This window comes from Arthrobacter sp. sptzw32, assembly GCF_059089735.1.
This window is the reverse complement of the sequence record NZ_JBNHEZ010000003.1, coordinates 40,388-62,272: the sequence shown is the minus strand read 5'-3', so window position 1 is coordinate 62,272 and position 21,885 is coordinate 40,388. Positions and strand designations below refer to the sequence as shown.

21 protein-coding genes and 1 pseudogene are annotated in these 21,885 nt (G+C 65.7%); 19 read left to right on the top strand and 3 right to left on the bottom strand.

Features of this window, described 5'->3' with window-relative positions:
* Position 1: 1 nt before the first annotated feature.
* Positions 2-1,126, bottom strand: a complete 1,125-nt coding sequence (gene moaA, locus AC5RVN_RS06830) for a GTP 3',8-cyclase MoaA (RefSeq protein WP_494137458.1) — start codon at positions 1,124-1,126, stop codon at positions 2-4.
* Positions 1,127-1,327: 201 nt separating this feature from the next.
* On the opposite strand from moaA, the pseudogene AC5RVN_RS06825 reads away from it, so the two are divergent.
* From AC5RVN_RS06825 to AC5RVN_RS06795, 7 genes and pseudogenes are all read left to right on the top strand, one after another.
* Positions 1,328-2,898: pseudogene (locus tag AC5RVN_RS06825) on the top strand (molybdopterin-dependent oxidoreductase).
* Between the two features lie 21 nt (positions 2,899-2,919).
* Positions 2,920-4,227 (top strand): molybdopterin molybdotransferase MoeA, encoded by a 1,308-nt coding sequence (locus tag AC5RVN_RS06820; RefSeq protein ID WP_494137457.1) that lies wholly within the window; start codon positions 2,920-2,922, stop codon positions 4,225-4,227.
* Positions 4,215-4,709, top strand: coding sequence for a cyclic pyranopterin monophosphate synthase MoaC (gene moaC / locus AC5RVN_RS06815; protein WP_494040853.1), 495 nt, complete (start codon positions 4,215-4,217; stop codon positions 4,707-4,709). The genes AC5RVN_RS06820 and moaC overlap by 13 nt, the downstream gene beginning before the upstream one ends.
* Positions 4,706-5,230, top strand: coding sequence for a MogA/MoaB family molybdenum cofactor biosynthesis protein (locus AC5RVN_RS06810; RefSeq protein ID WP_494040852.1), 525 nt, complete (start codon positions 4,706-4,708; stop codon positions 5,228-5,230). Before moaC ends, AC5RVN_RS06810 begins: the two co-directional genes overlap by 4 nt.
* On the top strand, positions 5,220-5,699 hold the full coding sequence (locus AC5RVN_RS06805) for a molybdenum cofactor biosynthesis protein MoaE (RefSeq protein WP_494106471.1): 480 nt from the start codon (positions 5,220-5,222) through the stop codon (positions 5,697-5,699). The genes AC5RVN_RS06810 and AC5RVN_RS06805 overlap by 11 nt, the downstream gene beginning before the upstream one ends.
* Positions 5,700-5,830: 131 nt before the next feature.
* Positions 5,831-6,601, top strand: coding sequence for a 4-hydroxy-tetrahydrodipicolinate reductase (dapB, locus tag AC5RVN_RS06800; RefSeq protein ID WP_494106472.1), 771 nt, complete (start codon positions 5,831-5,833; stop codon positions 6,599-6,601).
* A gap of 2 nt (positions 6,602-6,603) precedes the next feature.
* Positions 6,604-7,080 (top strand): hypothetical protein, encoded by a 477-nt coding sequence (locus tag AC5RVN_RS06795; RefSeq protein WP_494040849.1) that lies wholly within the window; start codon positions 6,604-6,606, stop codon positions 7,078-7,080.
* A 46-nt stretch (positions 7,081-7,126) separates the two neighbouring features.
* On the opposite strand, the gene AC5RVN_RS06790 is transcribed toward AC5RVN_RS06795, so the two are convergent.
* A complete protein-coding gene (locus AC5RVN_RS06790) occupies positions 7,127-8,362 on the bottom strand; it encodes a heparan-alpha-glucosaminide N-acetyltransferase domain-containing protein (protein WP_494137456.1) in 1,236 nt (411 codons plus the stop codon).
* An 85-nt stretch (positions 8,363-8,447) separates the two neighbouring features.
* Between AC5RVN_RS06790 and AC5RVN_RS06785 the strand changes: the two genes are divergently transcribed.
* From AC5RVN_RS06785 to AC5RVN_RS06755, 7 genes are all read left to right on the top strand, one after another.
* Complete coding sequence (locus AC5RVN_RS06785) at positions 8,448-8,810, top strand: hypothetical protein (RefSeq protein WP_494040847.1); 363 nt, start codon at positions 8,448-8,450, stop codon at positions 8,808-8,810.
* 279 nt (positions 8,811-9,089) lie between these two features.
* Positions 9,090-9,998 (top strand): 4-hydroxy-tetrahydrodipicolinate synthase, encoded by a 909-nt coding sequence (dapA, locus tag AC5RVN_RS06780; RefSeq protein ID WP_494040846.1) that lies wholly within the window; start codon positions 9,090-9,092, stop codon positions 9,996-9,998.
* 41 nt (positions 9,999-10,039) lie between these two features.
* Positions 10,040-11,731, top strand: coding sequence for a ribonuclease J (locus tag AC5RVN_RS06775; RefSeq protein ID WP_494040845.1), 1,692 nt, complete (start codon positions 10,040-10,042; stop codon positions 11,729-11,731).
* Between the two features lie 135 nt (positions 11,732-11,866).
* Positions 11,867-14,776 (top strand): FtsK/SpoIIIE family DNA translocase, encoded by a 2,910-nt coding sequence (locus tag AC5RVN_RS06770; protein WP_494137455.1) that lies wholly within the window; start codon positions 11,867-11,869, stop codon positions 14,774-14,776.
* 23 nt (positions 14,777-14,799) lie between these two features.
* Positions 14,800-15,441: a CDP-diacylglycerol--glycerol-3-phosphate 3-phosphatidyltransferase gene (gene pgsA / locus AC5RVN_RS06765; protein WP_494040843.1), complete on the top strand. Its 642-nt coding sequence runs from the start codon at positions 14,800-14,802 to the stop codon at positions 15,439-15,441.
* Positions 15,438-15,932, top strand: coding sequence for a CinA family protein (locus tag AC5RVN_RS06760; protein ID WP_494040842.1), 495 nt, complete (start codon positions 15,438-15,440; stop codon positions 15,930-15,932). Before pgsA ends, AC5RVN_RS06760 begins: the two co-directional genes overlap by 4 nt.
* A gap of 149 nt (positions 15,933-16,081) precedes the next feature.
* On the top strand, positions 16,082-16,534 hold the full coding sequence (locus AC5RVN_RS06755) for a helix-turn-helix domain-containing protein (RefSeq protein WP_494137454.1): 453 nt from the start codon (positions 16,082-16,084) through the stop codon (positions 16,532-16,534).
* A gap of 145 nt (positions 16,535-16,679) precedes the next feature.
* On the opposite strand, the gene AC5RVN_RS06750 is transcribed toward AC5RVN_RS06755, so the two are convergent.
* Positions 16,680-17,207: a MarR family winged helix-turn-helix transcriptional regulator gene (locus AC5RVN_RS06750; RefSeq protein WP_494040840.1), complete on the bottom strand. Its 528-nt coding sequence runs from the start codon at positions 17,205-17,207 to the stop codon at positions 16,680-16,682.
* Between the two features lie 42 nt (positions 17,208-17,249).
* Between AC5RVN_RS06750 and AC5RVN_RS06745 the strand changes: the two genes are divergently transcribed.
* The 5 genes from AC5RVN_RS06745 to miaA all read left to right on the top strand — a co-directional run bounded on the left by AC5RVN_RS06745 (position 17,250) and on the right by miaA (position 21,841).
* On the top strand, positions 17,250-17,474 hold the full coding sequence (locus tag AC5RVN_RS06745; protein ID WP_494040839.1) for a DUF3046 domain-containing protein: 225 nt from the start codon (positions 17,250-17,252) through the stop codon (positions 17,472-17,474).
* 191 nt (positions 17,475-17,665) lie between these two features.
* Positions 17,666-18,721, top strand: a complete 1,056-nt coding sequence (recA, locus tag AC5RVN_RS06740) for a recombinase RecA (protein ID WP_307095599.1) — start codon at positions 17,666-17,668, stop codon at positions 18,719-18,721.
* Positions 18,722-18,724: 3 nt separating this feature from the next.
* Positions 18,725-19,363, top strand: a complete 639-nt coding sequence (locus AC5RVN_RS06735) for a regulatory protein RecX (protein WP_494137453.1) — start codon at positions 18,725-18,727, stop codon at positions 19,361-19,363.
* A gap of 3 nt (positions 19,364-19,366) precedes the next feature.
* A complete protein-coding gene (gene miaB, locus AC5RVN_RS06730; protein WP_494137452.1) occupies positions 19,367-20,941 on the top strand; it encodes a tRNA (N6-isopentenyl adenosine(37)-C2)-methylthiotransferase MiaB in 1,575 nt (524 codons plus the stop codon).
* Positions 20,942-20,944: 3 nt separating this feature from the next.
* Positions 20,945-21,841 (top strand): tRNA (adenosine(37)-N6)-dimethylallyltransferase MiaA, encoded by an 897-nt coding sequence (gene miaA, locus AC5RVN_RS06725; protein ID WP_494040836.1) that lies wholly within the window; start codon positions 20,945-20,947, stop codon positions 21,839-21,841.
* Positions 21,842-21,885 lie beyond the last annotated feature (44 nt).

The window sequence follows — 21,885 nt, the reverse complement described above, 5'->3', positions numbered from 1 at the left end:
GTCAGCCCCCGATGGCGCTCATGCTGCGGTCCGGCTGGACGAAGTCCGGAGCATCAAGTCCCACGTGGTCCATTCCGTGGGCTTTGGGTTTGATCCACATCGCGTCCTGCCACCGCCGGGCCAGAGCGTCGTCGGTAGCACCGGAGCGAAGCAGGCCCAGCAGGTCGAACTCCTCACGGGAGAACAGGCAGCTCATGATTTTGCCCTCTGCCGTAATCCGGGTCCTGCGGCAGTCAGAGCAGAACGGTTCGGTCACGGAGGCAATAATCCCCACTGTTCCCAGCAGGGGACCAGCCGAACCAGCGGACGCGGAATCCCGCCGCCGTACTTCAAAACGCTCCGCCGGGGCGCCGTCACGGGCGCGGGGATCCGGGGTGAGGACAAACTCCGACGAGAGCAGTTCGCGGATTTCGGCCGCCGTAATCATGTTCCGCCGTGTCCAGCCATGGTCTGCGTCCAGCGGCATCTGCTCGATGAAGCGGAGTTCGTAGCCACGCCCCAGGGCCCATGCCAGCAGTGAGGAAGCCTCGGCATCGTTGATGCCCCGCATCAGGACCGCGTTGAGCTTCACCGGGCCCAGGCCCGCTGCCCATGCGGCGTCCACTCCGGCCAGCACCTGGTTGAGGAAGGGCCTGCGGGTCAGCTGGGTGAAGGTTTCCTCGTGCAGCGAATCCAGCGAGACGTTGATGCGGGTCAGGCCTGCAGCCTTCAGCGCTGCCGCCTTTTTCGCAAGCCCTACGGCGTTGGTGGTCATGGAGATCGGCAGGTTGGGGTGGTTGCTGCGAAGGGCTGAGATGATGTCCACCAGGTCGTGCCTCACAAGAGGTTCGCCGCCGGTGAGCCGCAGTTCGCGCACCCCCAGCTGCTCCACGCCGATCCGCACAATACGGATAATCTCCTCTGCTGACATGACCGCCTGTTTCGCCAGCCATTCCAGGCCCTCGGCAGGCATGCAGTAGGTGCAGCGAAGGTTGCATTTGTCCGTCAGGGACAGCCTCATGTCCGTGGCACGGCGCCCGTAGCGGTCGGTGAGCCCCGCCGGAGCATTGCCGGGGCGGGCAGCGGGAACCGGGGGCAGGGGTGCTGATTCCTCCCGCGGCTGGGGCATGCCTAGCTGGACACTCATGAATTCAGGCTACGCCACGTTGGGTTGTGCATCACACCTCGTGACGGACGCAGGTAAAGCAGCAGCGGAAGAACCTGGGACGGGACCGGCGCCACGGGGACTCCGCGAACCTATGCTGGGAGGGTGGACACCACCCAGCCAAGGCAGGCAAAGGCAACGCGCGACGGCGGGCCGGGGTTGCAAAAGCACGGGGCACCTTCGTTGCCACCCCGGTCAGCGCCACCCCGGTCAGCGCAACGCCGGAACCATGGGTGGGCGGCGGCAGCCGGGAGTGCGGCGGTGGGCAGCGCGGTGGTGCTGGGCGAGCTGCTGGCTGGCTTGTTCAGTCCGTCGCTGTCGCCGCTGACCGCTGTTGGCGGCGCCGTCATCGATGCTGTCCCTCCCGCAGTGAAGGACTGGGCCGCGGGGCTGTTCGGGACGGCGGACAAGGTGGCTCTCCTGGCAGGAATGGGCCTGGTGATAACTGCGCTGGCTGTGCTGGCCGGAGTGATGGAGCAGCGCCGCCGCTCTGCCGGCGTCGCGGTGGTTGCCGCCTTTGGGCTGGTTGGCCTGGCAGCCGTCCTGACCCGCGCCCAAACCACCGCCATCGCGGCTGCCCTGGCGGTCCTCACCACTGTCCTCGCCTGCGTCCTGCTGCGATACCTGATGGGCCGGCTGCAGGAATGGGGAAGGGAAGAACCGCCGGGAGGAACCGACGCCGACCCGGCACGCCGCCGCTTCTTGCAGGCCGTGGCAGGAGGAGCCGCGTTCACTGTCATCGGCGGAGCGCTGGCAGCGAAGTGGCGAGGTGCTTCAGCAGTGGCTAGCGAAGCCAGGAGCCGCGTAACCCTGCCCACTCCCGCTTCAGCGGCGCCGGCCATACCTCCAACTGCTGAGGCGAAAGTCGAGGGCATGCAACCGCTGGTCACGCCCAACGCCGACTTCTACCGTATCGACACAGCCCTCACGGTTCCCGCCGTAAACCCGGATACCTGGGTGCTGAAAGTAACCGGACTGGTGGACAGGGAGGTCGAGCTGCCGTTCGCGGAACTCCTGGCAAAGCCCCTGGCTGAACGCCACCTGACCCTTGCATGCGTGTCCAACAATGTGGGCGGCAACCTCATAGGCAACGCCCGCTGGCTGGGCTGGCCGGTCCGGGAACTGCTCGCGCTCGCCGGGCCGCTGCCCGGCGCGGACATGGTGCTCTCCCGAAGTGTGGACGGCTGGACCGCGGGACGCCGCTGGAGGTCCTGACAGACGGCAGGGATGCGCTGCTCGCCGTCGGAATGAACGGGGAACCCCTGCCCCTTGAACACGGATTCCCCGTACGGCTGGTGGTACCCGGACTCTACGGTTACGTGTCGGCCACCAAATGGGTCACGGAGCTTAAGGTCACCAGGTTCACCGACGATGTTGCCTATTGGACACCGAGGGGTTGGTCGGAGCGGGGTCCCATCAAATGTTCGTCACGGATTGACGTGCCCCGCAGCGGCCGGGCGGTGAGACCGGGCACTGTGATGTTCGGCGGCGTCGCCTGGGCGCAGCACGCAGGCATCGGACGGGTGGAGCTCCGCGTGAACCGTGGGCCGTGGCAACAGGCTGACCTGGCGGAAGGCATCTCGCCGGACACTTGGTACCAATGGAAGCTCGGCATGGAACTGGTTGAAGGGCAGTACGAGGTCCAGGTCCGCGCCACAACTCTCGCAGGCCAGGCACAGGACGAGCAGAGCAGGCCTGTTGCGCCCGACGGAGCAACAGGGCTGCACACCATTAGAGTGGACGTGAAACCCTGATGGCCCACTGAAGGCGGAACCATGACCAGCCCTCAACCGCATGGAACATCCCTGCGCCCAACAGCAGAGCAGGCAGAGCACCATAGCCACCAAACCGGGCATAACGGGCGTCAACCCCGGCACCAGGCAAGGTCCGTCGCTGAGCACGCCGCCGCCGTCGCCGAACTGCTGCGCCCGCTGCAGTCACCGGACAGGACCGAAGCGCTGCCACTGCACGCGGCCCTCGGCCGGGGACTGGTCAGCGACGTCCGCGCTCCCATCAGCCTGCCGCCCTTCGCCAATTCACAGATGGACGGTTATGCCATTCGTTCCGTGGATGTCCCCGACGGCGGCGCGGAACTGCGGGTTATGCCTCCCGTTCCAGCGGGCGCCAGCCCTGCACCCCTTGAACCTGGGATGGCCGCTCCGATCATGACAGGGGCGATGCTCCCCGAGGGGGCCGACGCCGTCGTCCCTATCGAGCGGGCCGTTCCGGACCGTTTCCTGCCCCACGGTGAGCAGACAACGGTAAAGCTGCCACCGGCAGCGGCGGGCACCTTCGTGCGGGCTGCCGGAAGCGACGTGGGGGCAGGTGGAACAGCATTGGCGGCAGGCACCTGCCTGGGCCCCGCCCAGCTGGGACTGCTGGCGGCGCTGGGCATCCCGGAAGTGGCAGTCCGTCAAGCCCTGACCGTACTGCTGGTGACCACCGGGGACGAAGTGGTGGAACCGGGCAAGGAACTTCCCGCCGGCAAAATTTACGATTCCAACGGCACGCTCCTCGAAGCTGCCATGAAGCAGGCAGGACTGCAGGTGCGCCGTGCGGGAATCGCCACCGACAACCCCGAGGCGCTTCGCACGCTGCTGCGGACCGAGGGAGACGGTACGGATCTCATTGTCACCACCGGCGGCGTCAGCAAAGGCGCGTACGAGGTGGTGCGGCAGGCCATGGAGGACCAGCCGGTGGAGTTCCTGCATGTGGCCATGCAGCCGGGCGGCCCGCAGGGGATCGGCAGCTTCGAAGGGCGGCCCTTCCTGGGTTTCCCGGGCAACCCCGTCAGCTGCCTGGTGTCCTTTGAGATGTTCCTCCGCCCCGTCCTGGCAAGCCTGTTTGGTGCTCCCGCGCCGCGCCTGCCCCTCCGGGCCCGCCTTCGGCATCCCCTGACGTCGCCCGCGCACAAGCACCAGGTCCGCCGCGGCACCCTCCAGCCCGACGGAACGGTGGAGCTCCAGGGCGGGGATAGTTCGCACCTGATGCATGCGCTCGCCGGTTCCAATGTGCTGGTCCATGTCCCTGATGGAGTGGACGCGCTCGCGGCAGGGGCGGAGGTGGAAGTATGGATGCTGTGAATGCAGAACAATCCCCGGCCGCGCTGACGCACCTGCGCCAGGACGGCAGCGCCCAGATGGTGGATGTCTCCGCCAAAGCCGAAACCACCCGGGAGGCCACCGCCACCGCCACGGTCCGCACCACCGCGGAGGTCATGGGCCTGCTCGGCTCCGGCGGCCTGCCCAAAGGCGACGCCCTGGCCGTGGCACGCGTAGCCGGAATCATGGCCGCCAAAAAGACCCCCGAACTGATCCCGCTGTGCCATCCACTGCCGCTGTCCAAGGTCACCGTAGACTTCCAGCTCGCCACCGATGCGGTCTCGATCCTGGCCACGGTTAAGACCCGCGGCGTCACCGGGGTGGAAATGGAAGCGCTCACGGCAGCCTCCGTCGCGGCCCTGAGCGTCTATGACATGATCAAGGCCGTGGACAAGCACGCCGTCTTGGACGACATCAAGGTACTGGCCAAAAGCGGCGGCAAGAGCGGGGACTGGACACTGTGACCAGCACTCCCAACGCCCCCGAACCCCACCGCCACGGAGACGTACAGGGCCGAAAGGCCGGCGTCGTCATCGCCTCCACCAGGGCCGCCGCCGGAATCTACGGCGACGAAACCGGCCCCGTGATCACCGACTGGCTCACCGAACACGGCTTTGACGTGTTTCCGGCCATGGTGGTTCCCGACGGCGAGCCGGTAGGCGCAGCCATCCGGGCCCTGCTGACCCAGCGCCCCGCCGTCGTGATCACCAGCGGAGGCACGGGCTTGAGCCCGGACGACCGCACCCCGGATGTCACGCTGCCGCTGCTGGACCGCGAGATCCCCGGCATTATGGAAGCGGTCCGCCGCGCCGGGGCAGCGAAGACACCGCTGGCGGCCCTTAGCCGCGGCTACGCCGGCGCCGCCGGCGAGACCTTCATCATCAACCTGCCCGGCTCACCTAAAGGGGTCATGGACGGACTGAGCGTCCTGGACCCGGTGATCGGGCACCTGTGCGACCAACTGGAAGGCGGACATGGGCACTGAAACAGTATTCGAGGTTGTCAACGCTGTCCTGAGCGCGGAACCCATTTCCGTTGACCAGGCCATCGCGGCAGTGGAAAGTGACACCGCGGGTGCGGTGGTCAGCTTCAGCGGCGTCGTGCGGAACCACGACGGCGGCAAGGCAGTTGAGCGCCTTAGCTACAGCGCTCACCCCACGGCTCACCAGGTGATGGCCGACGTCGTCGCGCGCCTGGTTGCCGAACAACATGCCCAACAGGGCGGGAGCGGCGCCGCCACTTCCTCCCAGCCCGTGCGGATCTGGGCGGCCCACCGGATCGGGATGCTGGAGATCGGGGACCCGGCTCTGGTGTGTGCCGTGTCTGCAGCCCACCGGGGCCAGGCGTTCGCGGTCTGCTCGGAGCTGGTGGACAGGATCAAGGAACAGGTTCCCATCTGGAAGGAACAGTTCTTCACCGACGGAACGGTGGAATGGGTGGGCGCAGGTAGCTGACGCTGCCGTGCTCCTTGACTGCCGGACCCACCCGGTGTCCCGGCATTGTCATTGTGGTTTACGGGTTCCTGCGAGGTAACGCACACTCCGCGGTTCCCGTGCCCCGCAGGCCCACCGGTAGGGTTAACGCCATGACCGAACAATTTTCCGCGCCCTTGCCCGTTGCCGTGCTGGGCGCGACCGGGCGCATGGGCGCCGAAGCAGTTAAAGCCGTTGAAGCCGCCCCGGACATGAAGCTCGTGGCCGCCCTGGGCAGGGGTGACTCGCTGGACCAGCTCGCCGCTGCAGGTGCCCGCTTCGTGGTGGACCTGACGGTCCCGGAAAGCACGGAAGCGAACGTTCGCTTCGCCGTCGAACACGGCATGCACGCTGTCGTGGGCACGACCGGTTGGGACAACGGCAAGCTGTCCGCGCTTGAGGACCTGCTGGCCCGCCACCCGGAGGCCGGTGTGCTCATCGCACCCAACTTTGCCCTCGGCTCGGTGCTGGCCTCTGCTTTCGCCGCGAAGGCATCCAGGTACTTCGAATCCGTGGAAATCATCGAACTGCACCACCCGGACAAGGTGGATGCGCCGTCGGGCACCGCAGTCCGCACCGCACAATTGATCGCCGCCGAACGCAGCGCCGCGCAGGTTCCGCCAAGCCCTGACGCCACCACCAGTGAACTCGCCGGTGCACGCGGTTGCGTGGTGGACGGTGTGCGGGTCCACAGCGTCAGGCTTCGCGGCCTCGTCGCCCACCAGGAGGTTCTCCTCGGCAGCGCCGGCGAGCAGCTGACCCTGCGCCACGATTCCTTTGACCGCGCGTCCTTCATGCCCGGCGTGCTGCTTGGCCTGCGCAATGTCGCCGCGCACCCAGGGTTGACCGTGGGCCTGGACGGCTACCTGGACCTGGGGCTTTAGCCGTGGGCGGAGTGCTCGCCGGCTTCCGGAAGAACCGCACGAAGATTTGGGTAGGGGCGGTAACCCTGCTCCTGGTCTTTTACCTGGTGGTGTCTTTCCAGCGCTCGGTCCTGCTGCTGACAGACAGCAATCCTGCCGCTGTGGCCATCGGAGCGGCCTACCTCGTGCTGCCGGTGATCGGTGCCTGGGCGCTCGTCCGGGAACTGATGTTCGGGGCCCGCACCGAGCAGATGGCCAAAGTCCTCGAGGCTGAAGGCGGGCTTCCGGTGGACGAGCTGCCCAGGACACCTGCAGGCCGGATAGTCCGTTCCGCTGCCGATGCCGAGTTTGAAAAGTACCGGGCGGAAGCGGAAGCGGCACCGGAGGACTGGCGGTCCTGGTTCCGCCTCAGCTGCGCCTACGACGCCGCCGGCGACCGCAAGCGCGCCCGCGCCGCCATGCGCGACGCCGTCAAGCTCTTCAGGGGCGTTCCGGCCTAGCCCTATCGATCAAACGCCGTACTGGTGCCCGCGGGAGGGGCGTGCGCTAGCGGATGGCTTTGACGCCGCCCCGGCCAACTTGGTTCGCGGCGTGCCCGAGCCATTCCAGGGGCCCGCGCCACTTCAGCAGCACAAACACGATCCCCACCATCACTGCACTGGCAGCCTGGGCGAAATACATTGCGTCCTCCGTCCAGCCGGCGGGGAGCGGCTTCAGGTAGAAAGCCGACGCCACCCATACGTGGACGGAATACAGGGTCAGGGTCATGGCGCCCGCACCACGCAGGGGCAGCAGCAGGTCCAGGGCCACCCACTCGGCCAGCCTGCCCAGCAGGAGGAAGGCCCCAATCACCGCCGCCGCCACCGCTGAGGTATGCAGCAGGTCAAGCGGGGTGCCCGAGTGGGGCGCAGCGGACGCCAGCCACCACCAGGACCCCTCCTGCGGGATGCCCGTCAGGTTGACCTGCAGAACGTTGTGCAGCGGGTAGCCGGGGGAGTCCAGCAGCTTTTCAAGGGCGGCCCGGCCGCCCCACTCCTCCATGGTCGCAGTGCCCAGGGCCTTGGCGAGCACAGCAATCACCGTGCCGCCCGCCAGCAGCACCCAGGGGACCAACGGCCTGTGGAGCATCAGGCGGCCGACGACGAGCCCCACCAGCAGATAGGACAGCCACTGGAGAACGGGGTAGTAACCCGTCAACAGGAGGTCGGCCAAGAGCCGGGCAGGCGTTGACAGGTCCTCCCAGGAGGGATTGTGTCCCAGCCTCAGCGGGGGGTTCGCCGCCAGCAGCCAGGGGCGCAGCAGGTATGCCAGTACCGGCGAGGCCAGGATCCAGCCCGCCGCCCAGACCAGGAGCGGCCTGAGTTGCATCCCCAGGAACGGCAGGACACACAGGAAGAGCACCGCATAGTGGACCAGGATGATTGCCAGGTTCACCTCGAGGCCACCCAAGGTCAGCCCGACGGCGGCAATCACCAGGGCCCGCAAGGCTATTCCGCGCCTCGCTGCCGAAAGGCTGGAACCATCCAGCGGCTTGTGCTTTTCCGTGGACAAGGCGAGGCCGACTCCTGCAAGGACTGCAAAGAGCGCAGCTGCCCTGCCCGAAAAGGTCAGGCCGACCCAGGTGGGGGTAAGGTCGGCGTTTGACTCGAACGTGGGGAGCAGGTGAGTGGCCATCATTCCCAGCAGGGCCAGCCCCCGTGCTGCGTCGATGCCGTGGAGCCTGCCCGGGACGGCACGGGCGGCGGCAGCCGCCCTTGAGGTGGCGGCATTACGGGAGGTCATGACCAGATCGTCTCACACCGCCTTGATCTGAGCTGTCGGAGTGCAGACCTTGTATTCGAATATACGTTCGAATAATATTGGCGGCATGCAAACCCCATCACCCGAAATTCCCGCCTCGGATTTTCCCCACGCCGGGCCACTGAAGGCCATGAGTCCCGGCGTGGTTGACTACCTCTTCCGCCAGCTGGTGGCTGGAAAGTCTTCGGAAGATGTCCAGTGGGAAAGGGAAGGCGTCAGCCTGTCCGCGCAGCCGGAGGGGGCAGAACTGGCCCGCCGGCTCGGCGAGACGGATATCGACGCCCTGACTCCGGTTGAACTGTTCCACTACGTCAGGGCAGCCCAACGGTTGACTGCGTGGGCGGAGGGGCTGCGGCAGGCCGCGGTCGGCAAGTATTGCAATCCGGGCGCGGGGGAGCCGCCGCGCGCTGGAAAAGGCCACAGCGGCTGAAGCGCGTTGCAGAGGACGGCTGCCTGGGATGGAAGCGTGGCAGGCACCTCCTCGGCGATGTCCGTGAGGTGTGCCGTCGAACCGGAATTACAGCCGTGTTGGGCTCCTACCGCGAAAGTGATGGCACAGCCCGGCTGGCATTGGTGGCCATTCATCCGGACGGGAGTAACAATCGGCCTTCAAGGTTCACCTGCAACACATGCCGGAAACCGGCTGTTTGACGTTCATCACGCCGCCCCTATTGTCCTAACCCGCCGGGGACAGGGTAACGTTTTTTCCATGGCTGACACTTCCGCGCGCATCCCTGCCCTTGGCACCCTCCTGACCGCCATGGTCACGCCGTTCGCAAAGGACGGGACAGTGGATTACCAGCAGGCAGCGGAACTGGCCTCCAAGCTCGTGGACGACGGCTGCGACGGCCTGGTGGTCACCGGAACCACAGGTGAAACCTCCACCCTTACGGACGAAGAAAACCTCGGCATGTTCCGTGCCGTGAAGGAAGCAGTCGGAGGCCGGGCGGCGATCATCGCCGGCACCGGAACCAACGACACCGCACACTCGGTGCACCTCTCCCGGCAGGCGGCGGCGCTCGGCGTCGACGGCATCCTGCTGGTGACCCCGTACTACAACAAGCCCAGCCAGTCAGGCCTGCGGGCACACTTCGAAACCATCGCCACCGCCGCCGATGTTCCCGTGATGCTTTACGACATCCCCGGCCGGTCCTCCATTGCGATCGAACCCGAAACCATGATCCGCCTGGCGCAGCACCCCAACATTGTGGCCGTCAAAGATGCCAAGGCCGATTTTGTTGCCGCCACCCGCGTTATGGCCGAGACCGACTTGCACTTCTACTCCGGCGACGACGGACTGACCCTGCCGTGGATGGCACTGGGTGCCGTGGGCCTTGTCGGCGTCACCACGCACGTGGCCACCCGCCAGTTCCGGGACCTCATTGATGCGGTCAACGCCAACGACCTTGAAACCGCACGGAAGCTCAACTTTGAGCTCCAGCCCGTGGTCCGCGCCACCATGACCAGGGTCCAGGGGGCCGTTGCGGCCAAACAGATTCTTAAATGGCAGGGAGTCCTGCCCAACTCGATTGTCCGTTTGCCCCTCGTGGAGCCGGACGAAGCCGAGATCGAAACCATCCGCGGGGATTTGGCGGAAGCGGGGCTGGTCTTTTCCTGAGGGCTGAGACCGGCACCCTTCCGCCTGGAAAGTAGTGCAATATGACCCAAATCGCCCTAACCGGCCTTGTCACCCCTCCGCGCCTGCCCCAGGGCACGCTGCGGATCGTACCGCTGGGCGGACTGGGGGAGATCGGCCGGAACATGGCCGTGTTCGAGATAGACGGCAAGCTGCTGATTGTGGACTGCGGCGTCCTCTTCCCGGAGGAAACCCAGCCCGGCGTCGACCTGATCCTGCCTGACTTCTCCTACATCGAGAACCGGCTGGACGACATCGTGGCCGTGGTCCTCACCCACGGGCACGAGGACCACATCGGCGCCGTGCCCTACCTGCTGCGCCTCCGCAGTGACATCCCGCTGGTGGGCTCGCAGCTGACGCTTGCCTTGATCGAGGCCAAGCTGCAGGAGCACCGCATCCGGCCCTACACCCTCACGGTCGAGGAAGGCCAGGTGGAGAAGTTTGGCCCCTTCGAATGCGAGTTCGTGGCTGTCAACCACTCGATTCCCGACGCCCTGGCCGTGTTCATCCGCACCGCGGGCGGCACCGTCCTGCACACCGGTGACTTCAAGATGGACCAGCTTCCCCTTGACGGCCGCATCACCGACCTGCGCCACTTCGCCAAACTCGGCGAAGAAGGCGTAGACCTTTTCATGTCTGACTCCACGAACGCAGACATCCCCGGTTTCACTACCGCGGAAAAGGAAATCGGCCCCACGCTGGAGCGGCTCTTCGGCCAGGCCACCAAGCGGATCATCGTGGCATCGTTTTCTTCCCACGTACACCGGGTGCAGCAGGTCCTGGACGCGGCCGCCAAGCACAACCGCAAGGTGGCTTTCGTGGGCCGTTCCATGGTCCGCAACATGGCCATCGCCGAAAAGCTCGGCTACCTTGATGTTCCGCCCGGGCTGATCGTTGACATCAAGAACATCGACAACCTGCCGGACAACCGCGTGGTGCTGATGTCCACCGGTTCCCAGGGTGAACCGATGGCTGCGCTGTCCCGGATGGCAAACGGGGACCACCGCGTGGTGGTGGGTGACGGCGATACCGTCATCCTCGCGTCCAGCCTCATCCCGGGCAATGAAAACGCCGTCTTCCGGATTATCAACGGACTGCTCAAGCTCGGCGCCGACGTCATCCACAAGGGCAATGCCAAGGTGCACGTCTCCGGGCACGCTGCTGCAGGCGAGCTCCTGTACTGCTACAACATCCTGGAGCCCCTCAACGCAATGCCGGTGCACGGTGAAACCCGCCACCTGATCGCGAACGGCAGGATCGCCATCGAATCCGGTGTTCCGGAAGCCAGCGTCATCCTTGCTGACAACGGCACTGTAATTGACCTCAAGGACCACCGGGCAGACGTCGTGGGCCAGGTCGAAGTGGGCTTCGTTTACGTCGATGGCTCCAGCGTTGGCGAAATTACCGACGCGGACCTCAAGGACCGCCGCATCCTCGGCGATGAGGGATTCATCTCCATCATCACCGTCGTCAACCGGACCACCGGCAAGGTGGTGTCCGGGCCCGAGATCCACGCCCGCGGTGTGGCAGAAGATGATTCCGTCTTCGATGACATTGTTCCGAAAATCAACGCCGCGCTGGAGGAAGCCGTCTTGAACCACGCGGACCACACCAGCCACCAGCTCCAGCAGGTGGTCCGCCGCGTGGTGGGTACCTGGGTCAACCGCAAGCTTCGCCGCAAGCCCATGATCATCCCCGTGGTGCTTGAGGCCTAAGAGCCCGGCACCGGCTCCGGCCCGTACTCCCGCCTGAACGGGGGTACGGGCCGGCGGCGTTTAAGCCTCCCGCCCACATACCGTCCAGCCCCCAAATCCCCGGAAAACCGGCCCTGTTCCGGTACCGTGGCTGGTATGGCCACTCGTACTACTTCCGCGCCCAATGGTTCCAGCAGGGCCGGCTCCGGCAGCAAATCCGGCAGTTCCGGCGGCCGCAGTTCCGGCTCCACCGCAGCGAAAACCACCGCAGCCAAATCCGGGCGGAGCGGGAGCTCCGGTACGGCGCGGACCCGCCAGCTTCCCGCCGTCGAACAGCACCAGCCCTGGCTGCTGCGGGTAGTGGGCGGAGCATGGCTGGGCATGGGCCACCTTGTCGGCGGGGGAGTGCGCCGCATCGGCCATGATGTCAGCGACCTTCCGGCCGACGAGCGCCGCGACGGTGCCGCCCTCTTCAACCTGGCACTGGGTGTCTTCATCGCCACCTTCGCCTGGTGGGGACTTACCGGCTGGTTCCCGGACGCCGTCTACAGCGTGGTGAACGGTACCTTCGGCTGGATCTCACTGCTGCTCCCGCTGATGCTTTTTGTCTGTGCCTTCCGGCTCTTCCGCCACCCCTCTGACGGGCGGGGCAACAACCGGGTGGGCATCGGCTTCCTCATCATGGCCTTCGCCGGCTGCGGCCTGGCCCACGTTTTGGGTGGCCAGCCTACTGTCGCCCAAGGTTTTGACGGGCTCCGCCAGGCCGGCGGCATGCTGGGATTCCTGGGCGCTTCGCCACTGGCCGCCATCCATCCGGCCGTCCCCCTGGTTTTTTACGGGCTGCTGGCCTTCGTCTCCCTGCTTATCGTCACCGCCACTCCGTTCACCGCCATCCCGCGGCGCCTGCGCAGCGCGTACGAGCACCTCATGGGGATCGACCTCCTGGACCAGGAAAAGGACAGCGACCGCCACGACCGCAGTTACCTTGAGCGGACCCCGCCGGCCGCACCCAAGAAGAAGAAGCGCCGCCTGTTCGGCAAGGACGAGGACGCCGACGCCGGCCTGGAAGGCTATGTAGGCGACGAAGCGTTCGAGCACGCCGTCATCGACGACGACGAGCCCCAGCCGCCCCGCCCCGCCCCGGGCGTGCGCCGTCCCACCCAGGCGGAGATCGCCGTCGAGAAAATCAAGGCGGCCCAGGGACTGGGTGCCGGTGCTTCCGCGCCGGCCGAGGAGAACGCCACCGAAGCCATCCCGATGATCACTCCGGGCATGTCCGCCCCCGGCGGGCAGGCCGGCTCAGGGGCCCCCACCGTGCCTTCCAACCCTGTAGCCCCCGCCCCACCTCCCATCCCCATCCCGCAGCGGACCGAACAGCTGTCCCTCGCCGGCGACGTCACCTACACCCTCCCTGCCTCGGACTACCTGACGCCTGGCTCAATCCCCAAGGAGCGCACAGAAGCCAACGACGCCGTCGTCGCCGCCCTGACCGACACCCTTCAACAGTTCAACGTCGACGCCACCGTGACAGGCTTCAGCCGCGGACCCACCGTCACCCGCTATGAGATCGAACTGGCCCCCGGAACCAAGGTGGAACGGGTCACCGCGCTGTCCAAGAACATCTCCTACGCAGTGGCCTCCAGCGACGTGCGGATCCTCAGCCCCATCCCGGGCAAATCCGCCATCGGCATCGAGATCCCCAACACGGACCGTGAGACCGTCTCCCTGGGCGACGTGCTGCGCAGCCAGAACGCCCGCCGCACCGACCACCCGATGGTGATGGGTGTGGGCAAGGACGTCGAGGGCGGATACGTGGTGGCCAACCTCGCCAAGATGCCCCACCTGCTGGTGGCCGGCGCCACCGGTGCCGGTAAGTCCTCCTTCGTAAACTCGATGATCACCTCCATCCTCATGCGCGCCACCCCGGACGAGGTGCGCATGGTGATGGTGGACCCCAAGCGCGTGGAACTCACCGCCTACGAAGGCGTCCCGCACCTCATCACGCCCATCATCACCAACCCCAAGAAGGCCGCCGAGGCGCTCCAGTGGGTGGTCCGCGAGATGGACGCCCGGTACGACGACCTCGCCAATTACGGCTTCAAGCACATCGACGACTTCAACAAGGCCGTCCGCGCGGGCAAGGTCCACCCGCCGGTTGACTCTAAGCGCGTCATCCGCCCGTACCCGTACCTGCTGGTGATCGTGGACGAGCTCGCGGACCTCATGATGGTGGCGCCCCGCGACGTGGAAGACTCGATCGTCCGCATCACCCAGCTCGCCCGCGCCGCGGGCATCCACCTGGTCCTGGCCACCCAGCGTCCCTCCGTGGACGTCGTCACCGGCCTGATCAAGGCCAACGTTCCCTCCAGGATGGCTTTTGCCACCTCCTCCGTCACCGACTCCCGCGTGGTCCTTGACCAGCCGGGCGCGGAAAAGCTTATTGGCCAGGGTGACGCCCTCTTCCTGCCCATGGGCGCTTCCAAGGCCATGCGCGTCCAGGGCGCCTGGGTCACGGAGTCGGAGATCCACAAGGTTGTCGAACACGTCAAGGGACAGCTCCAGGCCACCTACCGCGATGACGTCGCCGCCGAAGCACCCAAGAAGCAGATCGACGACGACATCGGGGACGACCTCGAAGTGCTGTTGCAGGCCACCGAACTGGTGGTCACCACACAGTTTGGCTCCACGTCCATGCTGCAGCGGAAGCTGCGGGTTGGTTTCGCGAAGGCAGGCCGCCTGATGGACCTGCTCGAATCCCGGGGCGTGGTGGGTCCCTCCGAAGGTTCCAAAGCCCGCGATGTCCTCGTGAAGCCGGACGACCTTGCCCCGGTCCTTGCCGCCATGAAGGGCCAAGAGGCGCCGAAAACGCCGGACGCCCAGACTGCAGCCCTCAGCGACAACGCCAACTCCAACATCGCCCAGGGCGGCTATGCGGAAGATCTCGTGGCCGCGGACCTGGACCAGCGGAAGCAGAATGTTGAATATTACGACGGCTCGGACTCCGCGCCGGGCGGCTATGACGACGAGGACGGCTCCGAAGACGCCTGGTCCCTGACCGGGCGCTAGCCCAAAGAATGTAGCCTAGAAAGGTGACTAGCACCGATGCAACCGCCGCCGGCCATGGCCGTGCCGGGGTCTGGAACCTTCCCAATGTCCTGACCATGCTCCGCATCGCGCTGGTGCCGTTCTTCGTCTGGTTCCTGATCCTGGACGCGCCGGGCCTGGACAGCGAGGCAGGGCCCTGGCGCTGGGCAGCGGCGGCTGCGTTCGCCGTCGCGATTTACACGGACAAGCTCGACGGCGACATCGCCAGGAGCCGGAACCTCATAACCGACTTCGGCAAGATCGCTGATCCCATCGCGGACAAGCTGCTCATCGGTTCTGCACTGGTGATGCTGTCCGTACTTGGCGAACTGCCCTGGTGGGTCACATTGGTGATCCTGGTCCGCGAATGGGGCATCACGGCCCTGCGTTTCTTTGTCATCCGCTATGGCGTCATCCCGGCTTCCCGCGGCGGCAAGCTCAAAACCGTCGTCCAGACCGCCGCCATCTTCCTTTACCTCCTGCCGCTGGCAGCCATCGCGCCCTGGCTTGGCTGGGCAGCTTTCGCCGTGATGATGGTGGCTGTGCTGATTACGGTGTGGACCGGCGTCGAGTACGTTGTTGAGGCGCTGCGCCTGCGGTCCAAGGGCAAGGTGCAGCGCACGGCCAACGGGCAGGAACAGGCATGACCGACCTTCACCACGTGTCGCTTCACCATCTGTCCCAGCGTGCGGTCAGCAAGGCGCTGGAGATGCGCCGCACCGTCGCCACGGCCGAGTCGCTGACTGCAGGCATGGTGTCCGCTGTCCTCGCCGACACCCCGGGAGCTTCCGGAATGCTGCAGGGCGGCGTGGTGGCCTACCAGAACTCCGTCAAGGAAAACGTCCTGAAGGTATCCCGCGAACTCCTGGCCGACGTCGGATCCGTTGACGGCGGTGTTGCCGCTGCCATGGCGGCCGGTGCCCGGACGGCCCTGGGCGCCGACATCGGTATCTCCACCACCGGGGTGGCGGGACCCGAAGCGCACGACGGAAAGCCGGTAGGAACCGTGTATATCGGCATAGCTACGGGTACGGGAACAAACAGCTTCGGGTATTCCTTTACCGGGAGCCGCGCCGATATCCGCGGCCAGGCGTGCGGGGCGGCCCTGGAAAGGCTCCTCGAAGTCCTGGCTTCCTGAAGTTACCGGCCTGTAAAGTTGGTGGGAACAAAAGCCGGTACCGATTAGTTATTACATTGTGTCGCTTCCGCAGAGCGGGGGCGCCTAGGATGAAAACACCAATGGCCCGCTTCACCGCGGACCGGACTATGAGGAGCAAGGCGATACAGATGGTAAAGCAGCCCGTATCCGTAAACGGCGTTGTCCGCTGGAAGGATGTGGGCCTCGCCGATCAGGCTCAGAGCGAACAGAAGGAGCGCAAGATGGTTGTACTTCGTCACGAAATTGGTGATGTCCTGCGCGATGTTCGCCAGCGTCAGGGGCGCACGCTCCGTGAAGTTTCGCACAGCGCCCGTGTCTCCCTGGGTTACCTCAGCGAGGTAGAGCGCGGCCAGAAGGAAGCATCCTCAGAGTTGCTGTCTTCGATCTGCTCGGCCCTGGACGTCCCCTTGTCCAGCATGCTTCGTGAGGTCAGCGACCGGGTGGCAGTTGCCGAAGGCGTTGCCGTCCCGGACACCGTACCCCAGGAATTCTCCCAGCGTTATGGTCGTGACCTCGACGGCGACCTCAACACTGAACTGAACGACGAACTTTCAACGGGCCTGTTCTCAGGCGCCCGGTAAGGGCTGAACCACCACCAGCCAGCCCTGCAACATGTGAAGCCTCCGGCGGGTGTGCCGGAGGCTTCAGTTGTGTTCGGCTGTGTCCCGCTTTCGGCTGCGCTGCGGGGCCTGGCCGTCCTGCCCTGCAGGTTCTGCCGCTGCCGTCCTACTTGTCCCCGGCGGTTGCGGGCCCGTCGTGCGGGAACCCGTCGCGCTCGTACGTCGCATTCAGTTTCGACATAAAACGGGCCAGCTCCTGCAGGTCCTCCACCGGCCACTCACCGAGGCGTTCCCGGAAAACCTGCCGCCGGGCATCCTGGACCTGGTGCATCTTTTCCTCGCCCTTGGGGGTGAGCCGGATGGCCTGCGCCCGCCCATCGAGCGGGTCAGCTTCCTTGGACACGAGTCCGATGCTTTCCAGGAAGGCAATCTGCCGGCTTACGGAAGGTTTGCCCACGCCGATGTTCATCGCCAGGTCAGTCAGCCTGATGGGACCCTCCCGCCGGATGACCGTCAGCAGGCCGTAAGCGGCAGGTTCCATGTCCGGGTGGACCTGGCGGGAGAGTTGATTGGAAATTGCCCGTGCGCGCCGCCAGAAAAGACTGATCTGATGTTCCACGTTCTGCAGCGCCGCGTCCACGGTTGCATCATCTTTGAGGCCGTGCGCCGGCGGGACGGCAGGGGAGTTGCTCATGGCAACAATTCTAAGGGGGCTGGATCGTGAGAGACTTTTCTGGTGCGAATCAGCGACTATTGGCGACTCATGGATGACGAATTCGGCGCCGGGTACTCGCGGGTCCTCAGCAATACCCTGGTCCTTGCCGGGGTGGGCGGACGCACCGCGGACCAGGCGCTGGCCGCGGGCGTGGAGCCGCGGAAGGTGTGGCTGGCGGTCTGTGACGTCCAGGACGTTCCGGCCGAGCGCCGGCTGGGCAGGGACATCAAACCGCGGCCGGAATAAGCGCTTTTCTCCTGACACGCCGCGCCGCTGTTCGAATATCTGTTCGGGTAAAGATATGCTTTTCCCAGCGGGTTTTCCACATAGCCGCCGTTATCCGGCCGGAATGTCAGTGGGTCCCATTAGCGTCAGAGATGACCAAGAAACGGCCACTGAGGCCACTCCAAAGCGAGAAAGCATTAGAGGTGTGAACCATGGCGGCAGCCCCGGATCGTGCAAAAGCGCTCGAAGCAGCGCTGGCCCAGATCGATAAGCAGTTCGGTAAAGGCTCAGTCATGCGGCTCGGGGACGAAGTCCGGGCCCCGATCGAGGTCATCCCTACCGGGTCCATTGCGTTGGATGTTGCCCTGGGAATTGGAGGCCTGCCCCGTGGCCGCGTCGTGGAAATTTACGGGCCGGAATCCTCGGGTAAGACCACCGTGGCCCTCCACGCCGTGGCAAACGCCCAGCGCCAGGGCGGCATAGCAGCCTTCATCGACGCCGAGCACGCCCTCGATCCTGAATACGCGGCAAAGCTCGGCGTGGACACGGATGCGCTCCTGGTTTCCCAGCCGGACACGGGTGAACAGGCCCTGGAGATCATGGACATGCTGGTCGGTTCGGGGTCCCTGGACGTCATCGTCATCGACTCCGTCGCCGCCCTGGTGCCCCGCGCGGAAATCGAAGGCGACATGGGTGACAGCCACGTAGGCCTCCAGGCCCGCCTCATGAGCCAGGCCCTGCGTAAAATCACTGGCCGGCTGAGCCAGACCAAAACCACGGCGATCTTCATCAACCAGCTCCGTGAAAAGATTGGTGTCTTCTTCGGTTCCCCTGAAACCACCACCGGTGGTAAGGCGCTGAAGTTCTACGCCTCCATCCGTATTGACGTGCGCCGCATCCAGACGCTCAAGGAAGGTGCCGACTCGGTCGGTAACCGAACCAAGGCCAAGATCGTCAAGAACAAGATGGCCCCGCCCTTCAAGATCGCAGAGTTCGACATCATCTACGGCCAGGGCATCTCCCGCGAGGGCGGCATCATCGACATGGGCGTGGAGCACGGGATCATCAAGAAGTCCGGCTCCTGGTTCACCTACGACGGAGACCAGCTGGGCCAAGGCATGGAAAACTCGCGCAGGTTCCTCCGTGACAACCCGGAGCTGGCTGCCGAGCTTGAGCGCCTGATCAAGGAAAAGCTCGGTGTTGGCGTGAAGCCGGCGGAGCCCGAGTCCAAGGACTCGCCAAAGCTGAAAGCCGTTGACGGGTTCTAGCCTTTGACCAGTACTGAAAGTGCGCGTCCCCGCCGGGCCGGAACCGGCGGGCGGCGCGCTGCTTCGTCTTCGAACCAGTTCCAGGATGGACCGGACGCAGCCTCACCGGTTGCCGCGGACCCTGAACCGGATCCGGTTTCGGTCGCCCAGGCGATCGTATACCGGCAGCTCGCCGCCTCGGCGAAAAGCAGGCTGCAGCTTGCCCGCAAGCTTGCTGAGAAGAATGTTCCGGAGGACGTTGCCGAGGCCGTGCTGGACAAGTTCCAGGCAGCGCGGCTCATCAATGACGCCGAATTCGCGGACATGTGGGTCCGGAGCCGGTCCCAGTCCCGGAAACTGGCGAAAGGGGCGCTTCGGCGGGAGCTCGCGGATAAAGGCGTAGACCCGGAAACCGCGGCCGTGGCCCTTGAGCAGCTCTCGGACGCTGATGAAGGGGCTGCTGCCCGCAGCCTGGTGGAGCGGAAACTGCGTCCGGGGATGGACCTCGGGGACCGGGCGGAGCGGGACAAAGTCACGCGCCGGCTGGCGTCCATGTTGGCCCGCAAGGGATACCAGCCCTCACAGGCCTTCCGCATCGTCACCGAGGTCCTTGATGCCCATGCTGCCGCTGACACCGGCCAGCCACCGAACCGGTACCCTTAACAGGTGAGTTTGACCATTCCTTCCCCTCTTTCCGGCACCAACCCGTCAGAGGCCCGCGCCGCGGCCCAGCCTTCCCCCGCCGCGGTTCCCGGCCAAGAGAAGGCCCGCACGTATGAAGTGCGCACCTTCGGTTGCCAGATGAACGTGCACGATTCAGAGCGCATGGCCGGCATGCTGGAGGACGCAGGCTATGTTCCGGCAGCTGGTGCGCAGGCGGATGTGGTGGTGTTCAACACCTGCGCTGTCCGCGAGAACGCTGACAACAAGCTCTATGGCAACCTCGGGATCCTGGCCCCGGTGAAGGCAGCCAACCCCGGCATGCAGATCGCCGTCGGCGGTTGCCTGGCGCAGAAGGACAGGGAAACCATCCTGAAGAAGGCGCCCTGGGTGGACGCCGTCTTCGGTACCCACAACGTCGGTGCCTTGCCTGCACTGCTGGACAGGGCCCGGCACAACGATGAGGCGCAACTGGAGATCCTCGAATCGCTGGACGTATTCCCTTCCACGCTGCCCACCAAGCGCGACTCCGTCTACTCGGGCTGGGTCTCCATATCCGTGGGCTGCAACAACACCTGTACGTTCTGCATCGTCCCCGCCCTGCGCGGCAAGGAAAAGGACCGCCGCCCCGCGGACATTCTCGCTGAGATCCAGGCCCTGGTGGATGACGGTGCCATCGAAGTCACGCTCCTCGGCCAGAACGTCAACTCCTACGGCGTGGAGTTCGGCGACCGGCAGGCGTTCTCGAAGCTCCTTCGCGCGTGTGGGGCAATCGAGGGACTCGAACGGGTCCGTTTCACCAGCCCTCACCCTGCCGCTTTTACCGACGACGTTATCGATGCCATGGCCGAAACGCCCAACGTGATGCCGCAGTTGCATATGCCGCTGCAATCCGGCTCGGACAAGGTCCTGCGGGACATGAGGCGCTCCTACCGGTCCACGAAGTTCCTCGGCATCCTCGACAAGGTCCGGGAAAAAATTCCCCATGCAGCCATCTCCACGGACATCATCGTCGGATTTCCCGGCGAGACGGAAGAGGATTTCCAGGCCACCCTGAATGTGGTGGAACAGTCCCGGTTCGCCACCGCCTTCACTTTCCAGTACTCCAAGCGCCCCGGAACACCTGCCGCGGACCTGCCGGACCAGTTGCCGAAGGCCATCGTGCAGGAGCGCTTCGAGCGGCTCACCGCGTTGCAGGACCGGATCGCCGCTGAGGAGAACCGGAAACAGCTTGGCCGCCGCGTAGAGGTTATGGTCACCGCCCAGTCGGGGCGCAAAGCCGGAGAAACCCACCGGCTGTCCGGACGGTCCCAGGATCAGCGGCTGGTGCATTTCTCTGTACCGGATGGCGCCCCTGCCCCCCGCCCGGGCGATCTTGTCACCGTCACCATCACCGAGGCCGCTTCCTTCCACCTCGTCGCCGACCCCACCCTCGAGGATTACAGCCTGCGCCGCTCCCGCGCCGGCGACGCGTGGGACAGGTCCCAGGCAGACTCTTGCGGCGCACCCGCACCGGGTGCCGCCAACGGCCGCGCCGGCGTATCCCTCGGGATGCCTTCGCTGCCTGTACGCACGGGCTGATCCGTGGGCTCCCCGCCGGTCATCGCCGTCGTCGGTCCTACGGGTTCGGGTAAGTCCGACCTCGCCGTAGGCCTCGCCCTCGAGCTGGACGGCGAAGTCATCAACGCCGACGCCATGCAGTTCTACCGCGGCATGGACATCGGCACAGCGAAAATCACGCCTGCTGAACGCAGGGGAGTGCCGCATCACCTCCTGGACATCCTGGACGTCACCGACGAAGCCAGCGTGTCCAGGTTCCAGCAGCAGGCGCGTGACGTTGTCGCGGACATCCACGCACGCGGCAAGCGCGCCATCCTCGCCGGCGGCTCCGGCCTGTACGTGCGGGCTGCCCTCGACATCCTTGAGTTCCCGGGGACAGACCCGCGGCTGCGGAAGCAGCTTGAGGATGAGCTGGCGGTCCGGGGCGCCGGGGCGATGCTGGCCCGGCTTGAAAAAGTCGACCCAGTGTCCGCAGGCAGGCTCGCAGACGACAGACGCATCATCCGCGCCCTGGAGGTCCATCAACTCACCGGCCGGCCGTTCAGTTCCTTCATGCCCCGGCGCGAGTACTTCCAGCCCGCGGTCCAGATAGGCCTCACCGTCGACCGCGACCAGCTCCGCGAGCGGCTCGCCCTCCGGGTTCACCGGATGGTGGAGAACGGCCTGCTCGCCGAAGTGGAACGGTTGGAGAAGCAAGGGCTCCGGGAGGGCAAAACAGCGCCCCGGGCCCTGGGATACTCCCAATTCCTGAGGGTCATCGACGGTCAATCGACGGTCCCCGAAGCCGCGGAGGAGACTATCGTGGCAACCCGCCAGTTCGCCCGCCGGCAGTTGACCTGGTTCCGTGCCGATCCCAGGGTTAAGTGGTTGGACTGGCAGGATCCGCACCTGCTCTCCGAAGCAGCAGCACTCAGCCGGTAGGCATCCACACACGCGTTCAGGCCTGCTCTTTCCGGCCGGTACCC

What these genes read in the sequence shown, in the direction of transcription:
- AC5RVN_RS06755 (WP_494137454.1), top strand. Translation starts at nt 16,082, where the DNA reads ATGGTAAAGCAGCCCGTATCCGTAAACGGCGTTGTCCGCTGGAAGGAT.
- AC5RVN_RS06775 (WP_494040845.1), top strand. Translation starts at nt 10,040, where the DNA reads ATGACCCAAATCGCCCTAACCGGCCTTGTCACCCCTCCGCGCCTGCCC.
- AC5RVN_RS06790 (WP_494137456.1), bottom strand. Translation starts at nt 8,362, where the DNA reads ATGACCTCCCGTAATGCCGCCACCTCAAGGGCGGCTGCCGCCGCCCGT.
- AC5RVN_RS06805 (WP_494106471.1), top strand. Translation starts at nt 5,220, where the DNA reads ATGGGCACTGAAACAGTATTCGAGGTTGTCAACGCTGTCCTGAGCGCG.
- moaC (WP_494040853.1), top strand. Translation starts at nt 4,215, where the DNA reads ATGGATGCTGTGAATGCAGAACAATCCCCGGCCGCGCTGACGCACCTG.
- AC5RVN_RS06770 (WP_494137455.1), top strand. Translation starts at nt 11,867, where the DNA reads ATGGCCACTCGTACTACTTCCGCGCCCAATGGTTCCAGCAGGGCCGGC.
- recA (WP_307095599.1), top strand. Translation starts at nt 17,666, where the DNA reads ATGGCGGCAGCCCCGGATCGTGCAAAAGCGCTCGAAGCAGCGCTGGCC.
- AC5RVN_RS06760 (WP_494040842.1), top strand. Translation starts at nt 15,438, where the DNA reads ATGACCGACCTTCACCACGTGTCGCTTCACCATCTGTCCCAGCGTGCG.
- AC5RVN_RS06750 (WP_494040840.1), bottom strand. Translation starts at nt 17,207, where the DNA reads ATGAGCAACTCCCCTGCCGTCCCGCCGGCGCACGGCCTCAAAGATGAT.
- AC5RVN_RS06820 (WP_494137457.1), top strand. Translation starts at nt 2,920, where the DNA reads ATGACCAGCCCTCAACCGCATGGAACATCCCTGCGCCCAACAGCAGAG.
- dapB (WP_494106472.1), top strand. Translation starts at nt 5,831, where the DNA reads ATGACCGAACAATTTTCCGCGCCCTTGCCCGTTGCCGTGCTGGGCGCG.
- moaA (WP_494137458.1), bottom strand. Translation starts at nt 1,126, where the DNA reads ATGAGTGTCCAGCTAGGCATGCCCCAGCCGCGGGAGGAATCAGCACCC.
- AC5RVN_RS06785 (WP_494040847.1), top strand. Translation starts at nt 8,448, where the DNA reads ATGCAAACCCCATCACCCGAAATTCCCGCCTCGGATTTTCCCCACGCC.
- dapA (WP_494040846.1), top strand. Translation starts at nt 9,090, where the DNA reads ATGGCTGACACTTCCGCGCGCATCCCTGCCCTTGGCACCCTCCTGACC.